9 protein-coding genes are annotated in these 20,831 nt (G+C 34.1%); 6 read left to right on the top strand and 3 right to left on the bottom strand.

The window, feature by feature from the left end; translation table 11 throughout:
- The first annotated feature begins 34 nt into the window (after positions 1-34).
- The 6 genes from H2O64_RS07060 to H2O64_RS07080 all read left to right on the top strand — a co-directional run bounded on the left by H2O64_RS07060 (position 35) and on the right by H2O64_RS07080 (position 10,185).
- Positions 35-730 (top strand): hypothetical protein, encoded by a 696-nt coding sequence (locus tag H2O64_RS07060; protein ID WP_187561463.1) that lies wholly within the window; start codon positions 35-37, stop codon positions 728-730.
- A gap of 117 nt (positions 731-847) precedes the next feature.
- Positions 848-2,527 (top strand): helix-turn-helix domain-containing protein, encoded by a 1,680-nt coding sequence (locus H2O64_RS07065; RefSeq protein ID WP_187561464.1) that lies wholly within the window; start codon positions 848-850, stop codon positions 2,525-2,527.
- A gap of 75 nt (positions 2,528-2,602) precedes the next feature.
- On the top strand, positions 2,603-4,567 hold the full coding sequence (locus H2O64_RS07070; protein WP_187561465.1) for a serine hydrolase: 1,965 nt from the start codon (positions 2,603-2,605) through the stop codon (positions 4,565-4,567).
- A 1,629-nt stretch (positions 4,568-6,196) separates the two neighbouring features.
- The gene (locus H2O64_RS24160) at positions 6,197-6,328 is read left to right on the top strand and encodes a hypothetical protein (RefSeq protein ID WP_262890633.1); all 132 of its coding nucleotides are present in this window, start codon (positions 6,197-6,199) and stop codon (positions 6,326-6,328) included.
- Between the two features lie 208 nt (positions 6,329-6,536).
- The gene (locus H2O64_RS07075) at positions 6,537-9,536 is read left to right on the top strand and encodes a sensor histidine kinase (protein ID WP_187561466.1); all 3,000 of its coding nucleotides are present in this window, start codon (positions 6,537-6,539) and stop codon (positions 9,534-9,536) included.
- A 1-nt stretch (position 9,537) separates the two neighbouring features.
- A complete protein-coding gene (locus H2O64_RS07080; protein WP_187561467.1) occupies positions 9,538-10,185 on the top strand; it encodes a response regulator transcription factor in 648 nt (215 codons plus the stop codon).
- Positions 10,186-10,275: 90 nt separating this feature from the next.
- Here H2O64_RS07080 and H2O64_RS07085 read toward each other — a convergent pair whose 3' ends face one another.
- The 3 genes from H2O64_RS07085 to H2O64_RS07095 all read right to left on the bottom strand — a co-directional run bounded on the left by H2O64_RS07085 (position 10,276) and on the right by H2O64_RS07095 (position 20,806).
- The gene (locus H2O64_RS07085; protein WP_187561468.1) at positions 10,276-18,516 is read right to left on the bottom strand and encodes a BspA family leucine-rich repeat surface protein; all 8,241 of its coding nucleotides are present in this window, start codon (positions 18,514-18,516) and stop codon (positions 10,276-10,278) included.
- 453 nt (positions 18,517-18,969) lie between these two features.
- Positions 18,970-19,935, bottom strand: a complete 966-nt coding sequence (locus H2O64_RS07090) for a succinylglutamate desuccinylase/aspartoacylase family protein (RefSeq protein ID WP_187561469.1) — start codon at positions 19,933-19,935, stop codon at positions 18,970-18,972.
- Positions 19,913-20,806 (bottom strand): RimK family alpha-L-glutamate ligase, encoded by an 894-nt coding sequence (locus tag H2O64_RS07095; protein ID WP_187561470.1) that lies wholly within the window; start codon positions 20,804-20,806, stop codon positions 19,913-19,915. Before H2O64_RS07095 ends, H2O64_RS07090 begins: the two co-directional genes overlap by 23 nt.
- Positions 20,807-20,831 lie beyond the last annotated feature (25 nt).

The raw sequence follows: 20,831 nt of genomic DNA on the forward strand, positions 1-20,831 counted from the left end.
ACGAACACGCAGCATATAATACCTAAAACATACTATGAAACACCTCTTTTTTGTACTAACAATTCTAATCAGTTTACAAGCAATTTCTCAAACAGATTCCGAAAAGGAATGTGCTGAAAATGTAACAAAAGCTACTATTGATTTTAAGAACGGAAAAGTATTAGGGTATTATGATTATGTGGAGATTGAATTTAGTACTGGTAGAGAATTTGAGAGTTTTTTTCAAACGTACATATATTCAAAACATTCCATTTTCATGGAATTATTCTCAGAGGATTATCATCAATGTTATAAAGACGAAATGAATCGTTTAATTCGATCAAAATATGGAGATGATATTTATAAAAAAACCAAAAGAAAAGCTTTTGAAATTTATAAAAGTTCAACCAGAGAAGAACAATCAAAAGTAATAGACGTATCTAAGTATTACCGTGTAACTGAGAGTGAACCAAAATTTAATGGAAATGACTATGTAGTGCGCAACTTTCTTAAAAAATATTTTGTTTATAAAGGTAAAAAAGAGAATGAACATGATTATGAATTTCGGTTAGTAACATTGTTCATCAATAAAGATGGGCACATCACAAATATTGAAAGTCATACAGATAAACTAAAAGATGGTTTCAATAAAAGTAATATCATTAAAGAAATGAATGCTCTTGGAAAATTTGTTCCTGCGTATCTTTTAGGAATTCCTGTGAATTCTCAAATTCACATGGATTTTTGGTAAGGTACACAAAACCAATCCAAATCATCAATTGATACAATATAATCAACCAATCAAGAGAAAATCAAGTATATAAGACCATTTTTATTGTATCTTTAGGTAAATGAAACCTACCTACAAATGTTACATTGGAATCTATACAACACCACCATATTCATTGGCGCTATCGGATTATTAGCTTTAGTGCTCTATCATGTATTCACTAAAAAACCACAGGACAAAACCACACGGTATTTCTATTGGTTTCTCATCATTACAGCAATTGCCATTCTACAATACATTTCGTTTGACATTGGAATCTCTCGAAAATACAAAGTCATCAGTCTCTTCTTTTTGCCGTTCGAATTTCTAGCACCTGTCATCTTTACGGCGTTTACCTGTGCGTATCTTCAAAAAGAAAAGCTCTTCAAAAAATACAAATACTACTTACTCATTCCGTTTGCGGCGTTCTTCCTTATTTACACGGTCGTGAAGATCAATGTCTTTGTCGATTACGCTATTTTATCACGAGAAACAGTTCGTAACATTCGCACGGAATGGAATGAAAACCTAGCCTTACTATTCACGTTTATCATTGGTGTTTGGAATTACCGCATCATCAAAAGTTATGAAAAAGATTTGGGCGATCAATCGTATCACTTTGTACTGCGTAAAACGAAATGGTTAAAAAACATTTACATGACGTTAATTCTGCTAAGTGTTTTTTGGTTGCTAACACTTTTATACATAAAAATTGATGTCAATGTTGGCGGAAACGATACGTACTATCCATTGTGGATTGCGTATTTGGCGTGTTACTATGTATTCTACATAAAAAGCGTTTCGCATTTGCAGAAAATTCAAAAAGAAAAAGCGGAAGAAGAAAAAACATTCAATCTCTCTGGTTTAGATAAAATGTTTGAACCTACTGCGTTGGCTGTTTTGCAGAAAAATCAATCACAAGTCATTACAATTCTAAGCTACTTTGCAACATCTCTATTTGATATCAGTAAAACGAAAGAAGTGCTTTGGGACATCTTGGAAAACTGTGTTTCCAAACTAGAACTAGAAGACTGTGTGCTCTATCTCTTAGATGAAAAAACACAAATGCTAAAGCAAGAAGCAGCTTTTGGAAACAAAAAACAAGATGCTTTTAAAATTCACGAACCCAAAGAAATTCCTGTTGGAAAAGGAATTGTGGGAAGTGTTGCTCAAACAGGAAACTACGAACTCATCAAAGATACACGCAAAGACAAACGTTACATCATAGATGACAAAGCACGCTTATCTGAATTAGCGGTTCCTATCTATGTAGAAGGAATCCTAAAAGGTGTGTTAGACGCGGAACATTCTCAGCGAAACTTCTTCACGGAAAATCATCTCTATCTCTTTCAACTCATTGCAAAACTGACCGAAAAAAAACTCATTCAATTACAACAGAAAAAAGGATTGAGCATTTCAAAGGATAATAGCTATTACAAAGAACTCTGTTCGTTAATGGAAGAAGAAAAACGCTATCGAAATCCAGCAATAAAACTCAGTACACTCTCTGAAGAAATAAACATTAGCGCAAACTATCTTTCGCAAGTAATCAATAGCTTAAGCGGACATAACTTTTCAGACTTTGTAAATAGTTACCGCATCAAAGAAATAAAATCCAAACTATCGCATCCGGCATTTATAGAATATCCAGTATTATCCATTGGACTAGAAGCTGGATTCAATTCAAAATCGGCTTTTTACAATTCCTTCAAAAAACTCACAGGGATGTCACCCACAGTCTTTCGGGAAAAACACCCATTCAAGTCTCAATTCCTTTAGTTTCAACAATACAGGACACCTGAACCCATTGTCAACACTAGGTTTGCATCGTTATTAATTTTAAAAATCAAAATGATGAATACAAAAACAAAATTGGCACTATGGGGAATGATACTACTATTTTCTTTCTCCTTTGCGGGAACAAAAAATGGCGAAAACGCCAACAATGAAGAAAAACCGTTTGTGGTGAAAACACTAAAAAATTACGCAGCGCGTCACAATCTTTCGTCAGCGCAATACCAAACGGAAGTCACCAAATTTCACAAAGCAGGTTACAAACTAACGTATGTAGATGGATACTATGTAAACGGAAAAATAAAATTTGCTGCCTTATGGAAAAAAGGAAAAACATCGACACTCATTGCACGTCACAATCTAACCTCAAAACAATACCAAGATGAGGTGACAAAAAATCATAAAAACGGGTATCGTTTAATACATGTTGATGGCTATTCCAATGGAAAAAAAGCACGCTATGCTGCTATTTGGAACAAACAAAGTACAAGCGGATTGCGAGCGCGTCACGGATTGACAGGAACGAAATATACTGCCGAATTCAAAAAGAATCAAAAAGACGGCTATCGTTTAGTACACATTAGCGGTTACGGAATCAAAGGAAAAGCATACTATGCTGCGATATGGAAAAAAGGGAATCCTTCAGGGTATGTGGCGCGTCATGGCTTAACCAGTAAACAATATCAAGATCTAGTTGTTAAATATTGGAAACAAGGTTTTCGTGTAACACAGGTGGACAGTTATGATGTTGGAAATAAAACCTATTACGCATGCATCATGGAAAAAAAATCTGGAAAATATAGTGCGCGTCATGGAATGAACTCTAAAAACTATCAATTACAAGTTGACAATCATTACTATCAAGGATATGTTCCGATTTCTGTTAGCGGACACGACGCAGGAAAATCATCAGGATATGCAGCAGCTTTCAAAAATGTAACCACTTGGAAAAGTAGCGATACAAATCAACTCGATGCGAAAATCAAAAAAGTAATGAAAGATTTCAAAGTGCCTGGCGTAACGATCGGAATTGTAAAAGATGGAAGATTGGTCTATGCAAAAGGATATGGATATGGAAACAAAGAAGACAAAACCATTGCATCTGCAACAAGTTTAATGCGATTGGCAAGTGTTTCAAAACCAATTACATCTGTGGCAATCATGAAATTAGTGGAGCAAAACAAACTCAAACTAAGTGATAAAGTATTAGGAAGAAACAGTATTCTTGGAAGTAAATATGGTTCAAAAGCATTAGGAAACTGGGAAAAAGCAATCACGGTACAACAATTACTAGAGCATACGGCTGGTGGCGATACGTGGGACAATAACATGAAACCAGAAGGAACAGACACTTGGAGCGCGCCTATGTTTCAAAAGAAAGATTTAAGTCAACCCAAATTAATCGGTTGGGTTTTAGATAATCGCAACCCGAGTCACAAACCAGGAACGCGTTATCAATACTCAAACTATGGATACTGTCTATTAGGAAGAATCATTGAAAAGAAAACAGGGAAAAGTTACGAAAGCTACTTACGAAACAACATTCTAAAGCAATGTGGAATCTCGCAAATATACATTGGAGCCAACGAAAAAAAGAAACGTAAATACAAAGAAGTGGTATACTATGCAAATGGTGGAAATGCCTATAGTTTGCAAATGCGCAGAATGGACAGTCATGGCGGTTTGATAGCTTCTTCGGTAGACTTACTAAGGTTCATGGTTCGTGTGGATGGACAAAATTCTAAAAAAGACATCTTAAAAAGCAGCACCATAACAACGATGACCAAAGGTTCTTCTGCAAATGGAAGCTATGCCAAAGGTTGGGCAGTAAGTGGCGGAAACTGGTCACATGGCGGTGGAATGGGCGGAACAAGTACGTTTATTAAAAAAATGGACAATGGTGTAAGCTATGTATTTCTAACAAACTCAACAGGAAATGGCGCAGGACAAGCTGGTGCTATGAAAAAAGCATTAGAAGACGGAATTAAAGCAATTAAATTTTGGCCAAACTTAGATTTGTTTTAATGAAACTCAAAGTTGAAAAGCCTTTATCGAGCGTGTCACATCGAGCATTATTGAGATCAAAATATATTTTGATGAAAATACCTAGCGAAGCTATCGAGATGCACACAACTTTGCAAGTTGAACTAGCTCCGCTGAAGAGCGGAGTCTTTTTAAAAGATTTTCAATTTGAGTTTTATTCTCAAAAATTACGAAAAATCTAAAGTTATGTTGAGAAGTCCAAAGGACGCATTCAAAATTGCAGGTTGAATTAACTCCGCTGAAGAGCGGAATCTAATCAAATATTTTACAAGATAAAAAGAAGCATTCTCATGCTTGATTTACCACTATGCGGAAAGCGATTTTCGTGTGGTGGTTTTTAGTGAAACTCAATTTTGAAAAGTCTCAAAGACGCATTCAAAATTGTAAGTTGAACTAATCCCACTGAAAAGTGGGATCTCAAAGTTCTATTAATTGTAAATTTTTGTCATTGACTTCGTCGAATCTTCGATTTCTTGTGCAGATAAGAATCCATTTGAAACGTCTTTGCGAGGAAGTATGACGAAGCAATCTACCCCATACCAACATAGGGTATCCCCATAAAGAATGCCTTCAAAACGTTCCCGAAGTACCTCGAAGGATTAAATTAATGTTTTAAAGCCATCTTTATATCCTTTGATGCGATAAATTATCGCTTATAAACGATAATTTAATATTTATAAATAATTATGTGAAGATTATTTTCTATAAAATAGGACTTCGAAGCGGTCTTGTAATGATTATAAGCTATTCCGAATACCTTCGAAGCGGTTCATTAATCATTTTAACCGGTTCAGAACCGCATCGAAGCGCTTCCGAACCACCTCGAACCACTACAACAAGCGGTAAAAACCCTTAATCAACCGCTTTTAACCCTTAACGAACCTCAAAAATGCTTCTTTTCATGGGTTGAGGTCATTTGTTAAATATATTCGTTGCTAGTATGTAATATTTTCTCAGTTCAAGATGGCGTACGTTTACCCAACAAACAGCTAACTACAAACTTGAAAAAAGTTCTCGCAAAGACGTTATAGTAATGATTTAGTGTATGAGATTCCGTGTCAAGCACGGAATGACGAAAAGTACTTAAACTCACTGACTAAAATACCAAGAGCGTTCATACTGAGCTTGTCGAAGTGAAGCGATACCAAAGGCGCAGCCGTTTCCAACCCCAAGATTTCTAAAGTCGAACTTTTTGATTGAGGATTTGAAAGCAATTAGCACGTATTTTGAGAAGTATTCTTATTTGTAGGAATGTTCAAAAAAGTTATATTTTTAGAAAAACAATAGGAATTCCGTATATATACGCTAGTAAATATTGAAGAATGAGAAAACTAAAATATGGCTTTATTTATATTAGCGTGTATCATTTGTCTCTTCACATAGTCTTGTTCAAGTCAAAAGAACGTAATTATGTCAAAAAATAAAGCAAAAGATATATCGTCTAGCGCAGGAAAATATATCATATCCAATAGTTATTAAAAATTTCGTTAAAAAAATGGCGAGACAACTAACCATAAAGAGTTTTACATTCGACGTTCAATACAAGACTATTATATAAAATTCTGAGAAAGTAAAATTAGTAGTGAAGATTTAGAAAATCATCTTTCTAGTATGGATAAAGAAATTAAAATCGCCACGCTGGAAGTTGAGTTTCTTGATGAACATTGGGATATTTTTGATGGTGATTTTGAACAACAAAGTAGAGTAGGTGCGTACGTAATTATTCATAGAATAGTTAAATAGAGATCATCGAATTTATAAACCTGCGATTGCTCGTGCCAAAATATTGTGCATACTCATATTTTTAATACCTTTAACAGCATTTATTTAATAAATTAAACTTGTAATACCCCAAATTATGTTACAAAAATCTACCCTATTTTTTATTCTTAAGTTCAATAATAATATAAATACACATACTCAATTTAAAAAGTAAACCGATATTTTTATAATGAGTAAAAGTCTTTTATACCTTATATTATTATTCTCTATTTTTTCCTATTCTCAATCAAGTAGGTTAACTAAAAAAACCTACACAAAAAACGATGGTTTAGCATTAGATTTCATAGCTGCAATGTGCTTAGATAATGATGGTTTTTTATGGCTAGGTGGCGTTAATTATAATGTGCGAACTATTGTTGTAAATAAACAGAAATTAACATTACAACGTTTTGATGGAAATACGTTTCATAACATACCGCTACCCGTTTTAGAAGAACCCATAACTAAGATAGCACAAATTTATAAACGTGCTGATGGTAAATTTTACCTAAAAGCAGTAACAGCCTTTGAACATATTCTATTTTTATTTGATCCTGTAACAACAAAGTTTACAAGAATACATACAAAAGGTCAGTTTTCGGGTTCCACACAACTCTCAAATGTTTTTAGATACAATTTTAAAGACTATGTTTTATCACAAAAAAAACAAGAAATAACCGTAAATATAATTCTCAAGGATCTTAGTTTAAAGCCTGTATTTAGTTTTACGAATACCGAGCATGAGTTTTTAATAGATTCTTCTACAAAGTTTATTTACTTTAAAGACTATTGTATTATTGGAGATGACAGTTTTCCTATTATGATGTTCGACTGGAAAGGAAATGTATTAAAAACAATTGGTTCAGATTCATTTAAAACAACAGATCAACCTAAATACTGGATAAAAAATATATTTAAGGCTAATAACACCTACTATTGTTTTATAAATAATAGCTCTCAATTGCATTATATAAGCGAAAAGACTAAAGAAATTTTAATTTGTAATACTACAAATAACACCTTAAAAAAGAATTTTATTGAAACGTATACTGATGATGTAAATAACCATCTTATTATATCTTCCATTACTAATAAACTACGTTTTGACACTTTAGATGATGCAGGTTTGAAAACTGTTTATGAGGAAGAAGAATACAGTACAGTTAAAGGGTTTGTTGCCACCTCAAAAAATAATAAAGAAGATGTATGGGTCGTTTATAACAATGAATTGCATTATTATAGATTTCCAAAAAAACAAATAAAAAACTACCTGAAGGAAAATAGTATTAGAGCTATCAATGAAATAGATGCTACCAATTATATCATTGCAACTGAAGAATCGGGATGGTTTACATTAAACACTGCTACAAATACAATTAAGCCTTTAGCGCTAAAAAACAAAGGCAACGCCTTTATACCTGTTTCAACTAGAAATATGTTTAAAGAAGACAACATTATATGGAGTAATAGTGAAGCTTCTATTTTAAGAGTTGACAGGAATACATTTGAGACAGAAACGTATAATCATAAACCTGCAAATTGTTTAGCGCGTCCCAATGATAGTATTATTGTTTATGGCACAACCAATTACAAGCTTATGCAGTTTAATACCAAAACTAAAACGCATACGACTTTACTTAAAACGGACTCCTTAGAGATTATTGATATAGAAATGCTAAAAAACAGCAACTTAGTTATTGCTGGAACCAATAAAGGATTATTAACTTATAATTTAAAGAGTAAGGAGCATCAATTTTATAATAACAAACCTCAACTTGAAGACTCCTATATTTTAATGTGCGATTATCATAAAGATTATGGGTATTTATTAGGAACAAGAAGTGGAAAAATAGTAGCATTTAATGAAAAAAAGGAACGTTTTACAACGGTATATGAAGATGACTTAAATGCAGGAATAGCAAGCATTCTTTTTAAAAATGACATTTGGTGGATTAACACGTTTAATGGAGTTGTAGCTTTTAATCCAAAAGATAAGACCACCACACGATTTTCAGAAAATGAAGGTTTAAGTAATAATGAAGCCAATAGATATAGCGCACTAAAAACAACGCATAATTCCTTTTTAGTTGGCACGCTTAAAGGTCTTAATTATTTTAGACCTGAAGATTTGAATGTAAAGAAGGATTCGGCAGTATTGGTATTGCTTACGGTGAATACATACGATAAAGACTTAAAAAAATACACAACCAATTTTAATCGACTAGATTTAGCATCTAACAAACCCATTATACTACCATCAGAAAACAGAGCTTTAGAACTTATTTTCGCTTTAAAAAAGACAAACAAACTTACAGAAAACTACTATTATAGATACCGTTTAAATAAGAAAGAGTGGATCGATTTAAAACATCAAAATGTAATACAGATTCCAAATTTAGCAGCTGGAAATTATAATTTAGAAATTGAAGTATTAGATTTTTCAAGAAAAAAAATAGCAAACACATTACAGCTAACTGTTGAGAGTAAAGAGTTCTTCTACAAAGAGTGGTGGTTTATTTCGTTAATTTCTCTGATCATTATTTCAACGTTAGTATGGTTTTTAAAACAAGCTCAAATTAAAAGAAACCTGCAAGAAAACTTTTCACAAGGATTGATCCAATCTCAAGAAAATGAACGGAGCAGAATAGCCATAGAACTTCACGATAGTATTAGTCAGCAACTTACGTTGATTAAAAGAAAAGCCCAAAGTATAGATCAAGAAGAAATAACAACACTTACGCATAATACCCTTGAAGAAGTGCGTGCGTTATCTCGTGGTTTATATCCGCCTTTATTAAAACAACTTGGATTAACAGAAAGCATTGATCAATTAATTTTAGATATTGACAAACAAACCAACCTATTTGTTACGGCAGAGATTCATAAAATAGATACTTATTTTAATGAAGAACAAGCGCTGAATTGTTATCGTTTTATACAAGAATGCATTACTAATGTTTTAAAACATGCAGAAGCTAAAGCATTATATGTGAACATTATAAAAGAGCACAATTTTATTAGAATAACAATTGAAGATAACGGAAAAGGATTTGATCTTACCAATGCGAAAATAAAAAATAGTTTAGGACTTAAAACAGTGTATGAGCGTATTCGCATACTAAAAGGCGAATTGACCATAGATAGTAAATTAGAAAAAGGAACAAAGATTACAGCTCAAATACCAGTATAAAATGGCTAAAGAAATTAAAATTATAATAGCAGACGATCATCCTTTATTATTAAAAGGGTTGACCGAAGAATTAGTTTCCAATAACTATAATGTTATTGATACTGCTACAAATGGTGAAGACGCATCAAAACTTATTTTAAAGCATACGCCAGACATTGCAATTTTAGATATACAAATGCCACTATTGAATGGTTTTCAAGTGATCAAGGAATGTAGAAACAAAAACTTAAAAACCAAATTTATACTACTAACATCTCATAAAGAGAAACGCTATGTTATTAAGGCTAAAACATTAAATATTTCAGGGTATTTGCTTAAAGACGAACCTTTTAACCAAATAGAAAAATGCATAGAAGCCTTGTGTAATGGCGAAACTTATTTTAGTAAAACATTTGATGCTGTTTATGAAAATCAAATCTCACCAGAGTTAGAAAAATTTCATAAATTATCACCTTCAGAGCATACAATAATCAGATTAATTGCTAAAAATTACACTACAAAAGATATCGCCGATTCCATTTTTATTTCCGTAAGAACTGTGCAAAAACATAGAACTAATATCATTACAAAATTAGAATTAAAAACGAGTGTAGATGCTATTCTTAATTGGACTACAGAATATAAAGAACTTCTTTTTATAGAAGAATAACTGTAATTTACAAAAAAAGGGAACTGCTTTTAAAAATAGCAATTCCCTTTAAAAATTTATAAATAACGCCTTAAACTAACTAGACTGCAATTAGTTTTCTGGCAGCTGTTCTTCTATTCTATGCGTACTAAAGTTTAAAAAATTCCCAGGATGCGAAAGCGTATTTTGTAATATAAAAGGCGTGTCTGGAGTAGCTCCACTGTATTGAATATTACCATCCATATCAACATCATTCATACTATATTCTGAAAATGAATAGGTAGGGAAGTTTAAAAAGTTTCCTAGATTATTCAACACCGTTGATAAAATATTTGGCACATCTGGTGTTGCGCCTGTATATTGAATGTATTGATCTCCATTTGTATTTCCAGACCAAAGTGCTAACGTATTTGGTGAACCTGCAATAATTGCTTGCGCATTAGAACCGTACGTAAATTGATTATTTGTATCTGCAATGCCTGTAATATCTGTAAAATCTAACAGAACCCTAGACGCATCTAGTGTAAACGAATTTTTGGTCATAACACCTAAATGATTCCGATGCTTCACTACTACATAATAACTACCAGCCGCTAAATTTAGGTATAGATCTGAAATACCATTAATAGCAACAACATCGCCATCGCGTTGCAGTAATGCCGATTGACTCGCTACTGTAACTGAGCTATTAGTTGCATCACGAAATTCAACAAAAATCCAATCTACAATATCATTATTTATTGGCTCAGTTCCTGAAGTTCCTCCTCTATTAAATACCGTTGCATTTGCCACAATAGCATCAGTATAAGGACTTGTTACTGGTAGTAACCCAGCGACGCGCAGATCGTCTCGCATTAACGTTTCTTCACCTGCATTAGGATTGAAAGTCGCACCTTGTAAGACTACTTTTATAGCAACTTTTGCACAATCTCTGCCTGCATCTGTAATTGTCCAACCATGTGTGTTTCTTAAATTGGTTCTCGCTGCTTTTCCAACACAGTACTTACTATTACCTCCGCTGAATATAATATTGGTCGGTATTTGTGTTTCTGTAGCACTTAACGTATTCCAACCTATTAACGTATTATCATAATTTGAGATAGACAAGGTTGCATTTAGAAACATATAAAGCATATTTGTTACTTTACTTATATCCCAATTCGCTAGATTTTGGTCAAAGCTAAATGCATTCCTGAACATATTCCCCATTTCTGTGACAGCACTAACATCCCAAATACTTATATCTTGATTGAAAGCTGTAGCTCCATAAAAAGCTTGAAACATATCGGTTACTGAACTAACATCCCAAGTGCTTATATCTTGGTTTATAGCTTCAGCACCTCGAAAAATACGGTAAAATGAAGTGACTTCTGAAAGGTCTGGACTATCGGTTGCGTTGATAACCATATTTCTACAACCATAAAAACTTTCTCGCATACTTTTCCAAACTTGGTTTCCCCATTGGTCTACAGAAAGCAACTTTTCTGGATCTCCAGTATTTCCAAAATAAATCTGTGGAAAATCACCAGTTATCGTTACTGTATAGGTTCCCGAAGTTGTATACGCATGTGTTATATTACCCGTTACATTAAGATTAGTTGTGCCATCTCCCCAATTAATATTATAATTATAGTTATAGAGACTATTTCTAGGGATTTTAATGCTGTTATTATCGGTAGTACCTGAATTATCTGTTTTCCAAGTAGTTATAAATGCTAAAGAACAGTCTTTTCCTCCATCTGTAATGGTCCAATTGTGTGTTGTATCTAAATTAGTTCGTGCGTTTTCTGCATTGCAAAAATTACTATTTCCTCCACTAAATATAATATTTGTAGGTATTTGTGTTTCTGTAGCACTTAACGTATTCCAACCTATTAACGTATCATCATAATTTGATGTAGACATGGCTACATTATCAAACATTAAAGTCATACTTAGCATGCTACTAATGTCCCAAGCACCTAGATCTTGATCAAATGCAGTAGCTCCAAAAAAGGCTTCACTAAAAGTTGTTATTGTACTCACATCCCAAGCACTTATATCTTGGTTCATAGTTTCAGCATCACGAAAAATACGATAAAATGAAGTGACTTCTGAGAGGTCTGGACTATCGGTTGCATTTATAACCATATTTGTACAACCATAAAAACTACTTTCCATACTTTTCCAAACTTGGTTTCCCCATCGGTCTACAGAAAGCAACTTTTCTTCATCTCCAGAATTTCCAAACCCAAAGTAAGGAAAGTCACCAGTTATGGTTACTGTATAAGTTCCTGAAGTAGCATATGCATGTGTTATGTCACCCGTTACATTATAATTAGCTGTGTCATCTCCCCAATTAATAGTATAATTATAAGGATTTATACCATTTGTAAAAATTTTAATGCTATTTGCATTAGTAGTACCTGGATTATCTGTTTTCCAGGTGGTTATAAATGCTGAGGAACAGTCTTTACCACCATCTGCAATAGTCCAACCATGTGTATTTATTAAATTGGTTCTCGCTGTTTTTCCAGCACAGTACTTACTATCACCACCACTAAAGGTAATATTTGTAGGTATTTGTGTTTCTGTAGCACTTAACGTATTCCAACCTATTAACGTATTATCATAATTTGATGAAGACAAGGTTATATATCGAAACATATTTGTCATATTTCTAATACTACTTATGTCCCAATTCGCTAGATTTTGGTCAAAGTTTGTTGCACTCCAGAACATATACCTCATGTCTGTGACAGCACTTACATCCCAAGCGCTTATATCTTGATTGAAAGCTGTAGTTAAAAAAAAAGCATAACTCATATTGGTTACTGAACTAACATCCCAAGTGCTTATATTTTGATTGAAAGCTGTAGCTCTATAAAAAGCAGAACTCATATTGGTTACTGAACTAACATCCCAAGTGCTTATATCTTGATTGAAAGCTGTAGCTCCATAAAAAGCATAATTCATATCGGTTACTGAACTAACATCCCAAGCGCTTATATCTTGATTCATTGCAGTAGCATCACGAAAAACACTATAAAATGAAGTGACTTCTGAAAGGTCTGGACTGTCTGTTGCGTTGATAACCATATTTGTACAACCCCAAAAACTACTTGACATACTTTTCCAAACTTGATTTCCCCATTGGTCTACAGAAAGCAACTTTTCTGGATCTCCAGTATTTCCAAACCCAAAGTAAGGAAAGTCACCAGTTATCGTTACTGTATAGGTTCCTGGAGTAGTATATGCATGTGTTATATTCTCAGTTACATTACTATTCGTTTTACCATCGCCCCAATTAATAGCATAATTATAATTACGGAGACCACTTATACGAATTTTAATGCTGTTATTATTGGTGTCACCTGAATTATCTGTTTTCCAAGTGGTTATAAATGCTGAAGAACAATCTTTTCCGCCATCTGTAATGGTCCAATTGTGTGTAGTGTCTAAATTAATGTGTGCATCTTCTCCAATACAAAAGTTACTACCACCACCACTAAATGTAATATTTGCAGGTATTTGTGTTTCTGTAGCACTTAACGTATTCCAACCTATTAACGTAGTATCATAATTTGATAAAGACAAGGTTATATTTTGAAACATAGAAGTCATACTTAGGATACTACTAATGTCCCAATCTCCTAAGTTTTGATCAAAATTTACTGCCTCCCGAAACATCTGGTTCATAGATGCTACATTACTTACATCCCAAGTTCCTAGGTCTTGGTTAAAATCTGTTGCCTCCCGAAACATTTGGTTCATACTGGTTGCATTGCGAACATCCCAAACACTTATATCTTGGTTAAATGTGGTAGCTCCATAAAAAGCTTGATTAAAATTTGTAACTGTACTAACATTCCATGCACTTATATCTTGATTCATAGCTGCAGCGCCACTGAAAACACGAAAAAATGAAGTGACTTCTGAAAGGTCTGGACTATCGGTTGCATTTATAACCATGTTTGTACACCCAGAAAAACTATTTTCCATACTTTTCCAAACTTGGTTTCCCCATTGGTCTACAGAAAGCAACTTTTCTTTATCTCCTCCACTGTTAAGAAGAATCTGTGGAAAATCATCAATTATGGTTACTGTATAAGTTCCCGAAGTAGCATACGCATGTGTTATGTCACCCGTTACATTATAATTAATTGTGCCATCTCCCCAATTAATAGTATAATTATAATTATAAAGACTACTTGTAGAAATTTTAATGCTATTAGTATTGGTATCACCAGGATTATCTGTTTTCCAGGTGGTTATAAATGCTGAGGAACAGTCTTTACCACCATCTGCAATAGTCCAACCATGTGTATTTATTAAATTGGTTCTCGCTGGTTCTCCAGCACAGTACTTACTAAAACCTCCACTAAGAATAATATTAGTAGGTATTTGTGTTTCTGTAGCACTTAACGTATTCCAACCTATTAACGTATCATCATAATTTGATAAAGACAAGGTTACACTTGCAAACATAGAAGACATATTAGTTATACTACTAATATCCCAAGTCCCTAAATCTTGATCGAATGAAGTAGCACTTCTAAACATCTCACCCATATTTGTTACATTACTTACATCCCAATTCGCTAGATCTTGGTTAAAGTTAAATGCATTCCTGAACATATACCTCATGTTTGTGACAGCACTAACATCCCAAGCGCTTATATCTTGATTGAAAGCTGTAGCTTCGTAAAAAGCTTCATTCATATTGGTTACTGAACTAACATCCCAAGCGCTTATATCTTGGTTCATTGCAGTAGCACCTCGAAAAATACGATAAAATGAAGTGACTTCTGAAAGGTCTGGACTGTCAGTTGCGTTGATAACCATATTTGTACAACCAGAAAAACTTTTTTCCATAGTTTTCCAAACTTGGATTCCCCATTGGTCTACAGAAAGTAACTTTTTTCCATCTCCAGAAGTTCCAAAATAAATCCGTGGAAAATCACCAGTTATCGTTACTGTATAGGTTCCTGGAGTAGTATACGCATGTGTTATACTATCATCCGTTACATTACTATTCGTTGTGCCATCTCCCCAATTAATAGTATAATTATAATTATTATAATTACCATCTGAAGAAATTTTAATGCTATTAGTATTGGTAACACCTGAATTATCTGTTTTCCAAGTGGTTATTAATGCTGAAGAACAATCTTTTCCGCCATCTGTAATGGTCCAATTGTGTGTAGTGTCTAAATTAGTTCGTGCGTCTTCTGCATTGCAAAAATTACTATTTCCTCCACTAAATATAATATTTGCAGGTATTTGTGTTTCTGTTGCACTTAACGTATTCCAACCTATTAATGTAGTATCATAATTTAATGAAGACAAGGCTACACTTGTAAACATAGAAGTCATATTAGTTATACTACTAATATCCCAAGCCCCTAAATCTTGATCGAATGAAGTAGCACTTCTAAACATGTTACCCATATTTGTGACATTACTTACATCCCAATTCGCTAGATTTTGGTTAAAGTTAGATGCATTCCTGAACATATGCGACATGTTTTCGACAGCACTCACATTCCAACCACTAATATTTTGATTGAAAGCTGTAGCGCCATCAAACATGTAACCCATAGTGGTAATGCTACTTACATTCCAAGCACTTATATCTTGGTTAAAAGATGACGCGTTGCGGAACATACCAGCCAAAGAAGTTACTCCTGAAAGGTCTGGACTATCATTTGCATTTACAACTAAATTACTACACCCATAAAAAGCCCTATTCATACTTGTCCAATTGGTCGATCCCCATTGGTCTACAGAAAGAATTTTTTCCTTGTCTCCTGAATCATTAAAATATATTTGTGGAAAGTCTCCAATTATCTTTACAGTATAAGTTCCTGCACTAGCATAGGTATGCGTGGTACTTGCGGTAACATTATAGTCGAATTGTCCATCTCCCCAATCTACATAGTAATTATAGGTACCAGAACTTTCGGTAGGTATTGTAATACTATTGTTTGCTGAGTCTCCTGTATTATCTGTTTTCCAGGTGGTTATAAAGCTATTAGAAAAATTACAATTTGGAATATTTATGGTAACATCTTCCATATCTACAGGACATTCATCGCTACCCCAACGTACCCATAAGTCTATAACTCCAGTAGATAAGTTTGGTATTGTAAGTTCGTTAGCACTAAGTAACGTGTTATAAGGATACGTATTTCCTCCATCGGTACTGAACTCTATATTGTCCCTACTTGGGTCTTGTACCCAAGTAAGTGTTACACTTCCTATGTTATTAATACAATCTAAAGTTGTAGAACTAGACACGGAAGCTTGTGGATAATTATTAGAGTCAACAGTTATATCTCCTGTCTCAGTAGCACAAGTATCATCACCATATCTCGCGTAAACACTATAAGTTGCAGGTGCTAAATTTGTAATTGTTGCAGACCCTATATCGTCATCATAATAGTATGGATACGTGGAACCTCCGTTGATACTAAATTCAATGCCTGTACGATCTGGGCTATCTGGAAATGTAAACGTAATTGTTCCATCATTATTTTCGCAAGCAGTTTCTGCAGTAGCAGATAATGTTGCTGTTGGACTAGCTTCTATAGTTAAAGTACTAGCGTTTGAGCTTGCTGTTGCTGTACAGGAATTAGAAACAACGCATCTGTATTGATTCGTATCCATATTTGCTTTAATAGCAACAATAGTAAGTTCCATTGTATTGGCATTACTATAAAATGTATTAGTATCTTGAATATTGGTCCAACCACTTCCATTGTTTACTTGCCATCGAAAAGTTGTTCCATAATTTGAAGTTATTGAAAAAGATGCTGATTCCTCTACACATTTAAAAACATCTGAAGAATGTGAGGCAACTTCTGGATCATTACAACAACCAGCATATGTTGTCATTACTGATTTATTACAAACAGAAGTTGTAGTACTTTTATTCATTACGTATGCTGCACCATTTAAGGTTTCTGGAGTTAAAGTTGTAAGACTTACACCGGTTCCTAAGGCATAATACATAATCTCATTTTGGTCTGCTACATGTCCCAATTGTTGTGCATGACCGAGTTCGTGTAGTATTACAGTTTCAAAACTATACTTGGTAGGATCTCCAGGATCTCCAGAGCCATAATACCAATTTATATCACTATTTATAACAACATCAATCTCCTTAACATACCATTCTATAGCACCTCCATTATCACATCCAATATACCAACTTGCCGCAAAAGCTAAGCTACTAGCACTACCTCCGTCAGCTACAATTTGTGTTGTACTCTTATACATTACAGCATTGGTACCATCAGAGGCAAGAACACTTATCGATGTATATCCCGAGTTTTCAAAATTGACACCAGAACCACAATTCCATGTTGCTAAAGCCCTATCAAAAGCTGACCTTTCATTCGTATTACTAAAGTTAGGCGCAAATTCAAATTCATAACCTCCATTAGCATCCTTAGCACGTAAACTTGTCTCATAATTAATTGGTGTATTAGTAACGAAATCAGATTCTACGTTACTATGCGCCCAGTTTACTGTTAAAATTTGGCCACCGAGACTTGTTACAATTTGGTTATTGGATCTTTGTACTCTAACTTCCCCTGTACTTGCATTAGAAATCACTTTTACTTGAATTTGATTATCAGCCCATGATATAATATCACTATCTAAGGCAGAAATCCAAGTTGTTCCTCCGGTATTACTATCTCTAAATTGTACGGTCCCTTGCGTGGAACCAAAACCAGCTCCAATAATAGTAAGTATATCGCTAACTCCAGCATTTACAATTGTTGGAGAATAGCTAGAAATAAAGTTTACCTGAACATTTTTATTATTTTGAAATAAATTCACTCTTTTTAAAACAGAGAATTTTTTACCTACTTTAGATGCTATGAGTGCATATAATTGTTTTTCTACTGAAGGATAGCGTTTAAAACCATCATTAGCAGAACCATCAAACAGATCATATTTTATAAACCCTTGTGCACCTTCTACAGTGGTTAAAAAATTCCCCCTTTTGGTTAATGATACTGGCGAATCCTTCAAGATAAACAAGCCAACATCACCAATAGTAAGTTTTAAAGCATTGCTAATATCTAATCTAGTAAGACCAACAGTTCCTCCCATAGTAATAATATCTATGGTTGTACTATTAAATAACGCACCTTTAAAATTTTTAAACGGCTTTATCGTATTAACGGTAAAAATATTTTGACGTTTGGCATCCCAAAAACCTTGTTGCGAAATAACTTCGCCTTCAATTATAATGGATGATTTATTAATTCTTTCTGTTAAGGATACTTCTTCAACCATACATTGCGAAAATGCTGTGTAGCTTACCAGAATGGTTAGGATAATTAGTAGTGCTTTTTTCATGGATACAATAATTAAGGCGTAATATTAGGGGTGATATTAGGGGTAATTATGTTTAAAATAATAGTGCAAATTATGATAAGAAAACCAACATAACACTATACATGCTTCAATTTACGTAGGGTACGTAGTGTTTGATAAAGCACGTAGAATATTGATAATGAGCAGATTGTAGTATAAAATTATTTTTAAAGTAGAGTTGCCATTTACAAAGTCAGGCTATTTTAATAACGATTTAAAAGTATACTGGAGTATCTCCATACAGGGCTTGTATTACAAAACGTACTAGCATATCCAGAAAACATTTTGAATTTAAGTACGTATGAAATAGAAGAACAATTACCAGAAAACTAGTCATACGCAAAATAGTAACGACTAAAATAAAAATTAGTGCGTGAAAAACTGTTGTTGAATTTATATTTTAAGAAGAAGTTTCTTAGTAAGAGCGAAGCGCGTCTAACAACCAACATGAAACAAAGCATCACCCTGATTCACAACCGCTTGATTATTAATGCAAAATACAAAACCATTGTACGGAGCTTTTATTTCTTTGCAATACGTGGCAAATGTATCGGTGACAATGCCTAAAATTTCGCCCTTTTTTACAGAACCTCCATTCAACACTTGAGGGACAAACATACCTGCAGTTGGTGCGCGTAACCATTTATGAGTTGTTAAAAACTCACTTGCTTCGCGCTCAATCAGCATTGGGTCAATTTTGTCAATCATACCCACATATTTCATCACATTCAAAATACCTTGGATGCCTTCTCGGATGGCATATTCATCAAATCGCATGCTTTCACCACCTTCATATACAATAATCGGAATCTTTCGGTCAAAAGCAGTTTTTCGAAACGATTTCTTAATCAGCGAAGTCGCAAAATAAAAAGGTGCATTAAACACTTGCGCTAAGGTTTTACTTTCGGGCATACTTTCGGTATAGCGAATTTGCGGATGATTATTGCGTTGCGCGCCACCAGTATGCAAATCAATTCCAAAATCGACTTGTGGCAACACGTTGTATGTTACTTCGTAGGCGATTCTCGCGGCAAGCGAACCTTTATTTACACCCGGAAAACTTCTATTCACATCTTTTCCATCAGGTACTTGTCGTGAAAAATGAATAAACCCAAAAACATTCAACAATGGCAACACAATCACAGCGCCACTTTTGATCTTATAGCAGCCTTCAAAAAGCATTCTACGGATAATTTCTACACCATTAATCTCATCGCCATGCAAACCACCTTGCACCAACAATGTCGGACCTGGTTTTTTTGCATTAGATACATAAATTGGAATCTCAATCAAGGTTCCTGTTGGTAAGCGATCAATCGGAATTCTAATCCATTTGTCTTCGCCAGGTTTTACGGTTTCTCCGTGAATGGTAATGGTTTTATTTTCCGAATTTTCGAACATTATTTTCTAAGAATTTAATAATTTCTCCTGCTACATTCACTTTTGTATGTGTTTCAATACCTTCCAATCCGGCAGACGAATTGGCTTCAATCACCAAAGGTCCACGTTTGGAACGAATAATATCTACGCCACAGACAGGCAAACCTAACACTTTTGCAGTGTGAATCGCGATTTTCTTTTCGTATTCTGTCAGCGTTACCGAAGTCGTAGTTCCACCACGATGTACATTGCTTCTAAAATCTTCGCCATCGCTACTTCGCATCATGGAAGCCACAATTTTATTCCCAACAATATACACGCGAATATCTTGTCCGTTGGCTTCTTCAATAAACTCTTGCAGAATAATATTCACGTTCATATTATACAACGATTCAATGATCGATTTTGCAGATTTCTTACTTTCGGCAATCATCACGCCCAATCCTTGCGTTCCTTCTTGTAGTTTGATAATAATTGGCGCGCCACCAAGCAATTCAATATGTTCTTTAATGTTTGTGGTATCTTTTGCAAACAAAGTTTTCGGAATTGGAATGCGCTTTCGTGCTAATATTTGCATGGTGCGCAGTTTATTTCGAGAACGAATAATTCCCAACGATTTTGCTGTGGTAAATACGCCATTCATTTCAAACTGTTTTACAATGGCTGCACCATGTCGTGTAATAGAAGTTCCAATTCGTGGAATCATCGCATCAACACCATGTGTAATGTTTTCAGCACCTAAATAAATTTGAGGTTTGGCTTCATCACCCAAAATCACAGCACATTTTGTATGATCTATCACGCGCACATTATGCCCTTTTTTGGCGGCTTCGTGATACAATCTATTCGTAGAATAAATTCGGGAATTAATCGAAAGAATATAAATATTCATGATGATGTAGTAACGTAAGAGTTTT

The sequence above is a fragment of the Kordia aestuariivivens genome (assembly GCF_014397005.1).
Taxonomy (GTDB): Bacteria; Bacteroidota; Bacteroidia; order Flavobacteriales; family Flavobacteriaceae; genus Kordia; species Kordia aestuariivivens.

What these genes read in the sequence shown, in the direction of transcription:
- H2O64_RS07060 (WP_187561463.1), top strand. Translation starts at nt 35, where the DNA reads ATGAAACACCTCTTTTTTGTACTAACAATTCTAATCAGTTTACAAGCA.
- H2O64_RS07065 (WP_187561464.1), top strand. Translation starts at nt 848, where the DNA reads ATGTTACATTGGAATCTATACAACACCACCATATTCATTGGCGCTATC.
- H2O64_RS07070 (WP_187561465.1), top strand. Translation starts at nt 2,603, where the DNA reads ATGAATACAAAAACAAAATTGGCACTATGGGGAATGATACTACTATTT.
- H2O64_RS24160 (WP_262890633.1), top strand. Translation starts at nt 6,197, where the DNA reads ATGGATAAAGAAATTAAAATCGCCACGCTGGAAGTTGAGTTTCTTGAT.
- H2O64_RS07075 (WP_187561466.1), top strand. Translation starts at nt 6,537, where the DNA reads ATGAGTAAAAGTCTTTTATACCTTATATTATTATTCTCTATTTTTTCC.
- H2O64_RS07080 (WP_187561467.1), top strand. Translation starts at nt 9,538, where the DNA reads ATGGCTAAAGAAATTAAAATTATAATAGCAGACGATCATCCTTTATTA.
- H2O64_RS07085 (WP_187561468.1), bottom strand. Translation starts at nt 18,516, where the DNA reads ATGAAAAAAGCACTACTAATTATCCTAACCATTCTGGTAAGCTACACA.
- H2O64_RS07090 (WP_187561469.1), bottom strand. Translation starts at nt 19,935, where the DNA reads ATGTTCGAAAATTCGGAAAATAAAACCATTACCATTCACGGAGAAACC.
- H2O64_RS07095 (WP_187561470.1), bottom strand. Translation starts at nt 20,806, where the DNA reads ATGAATATTTATATTCTTTCGATTAATTCCCGAATTTATTCTACGAAT.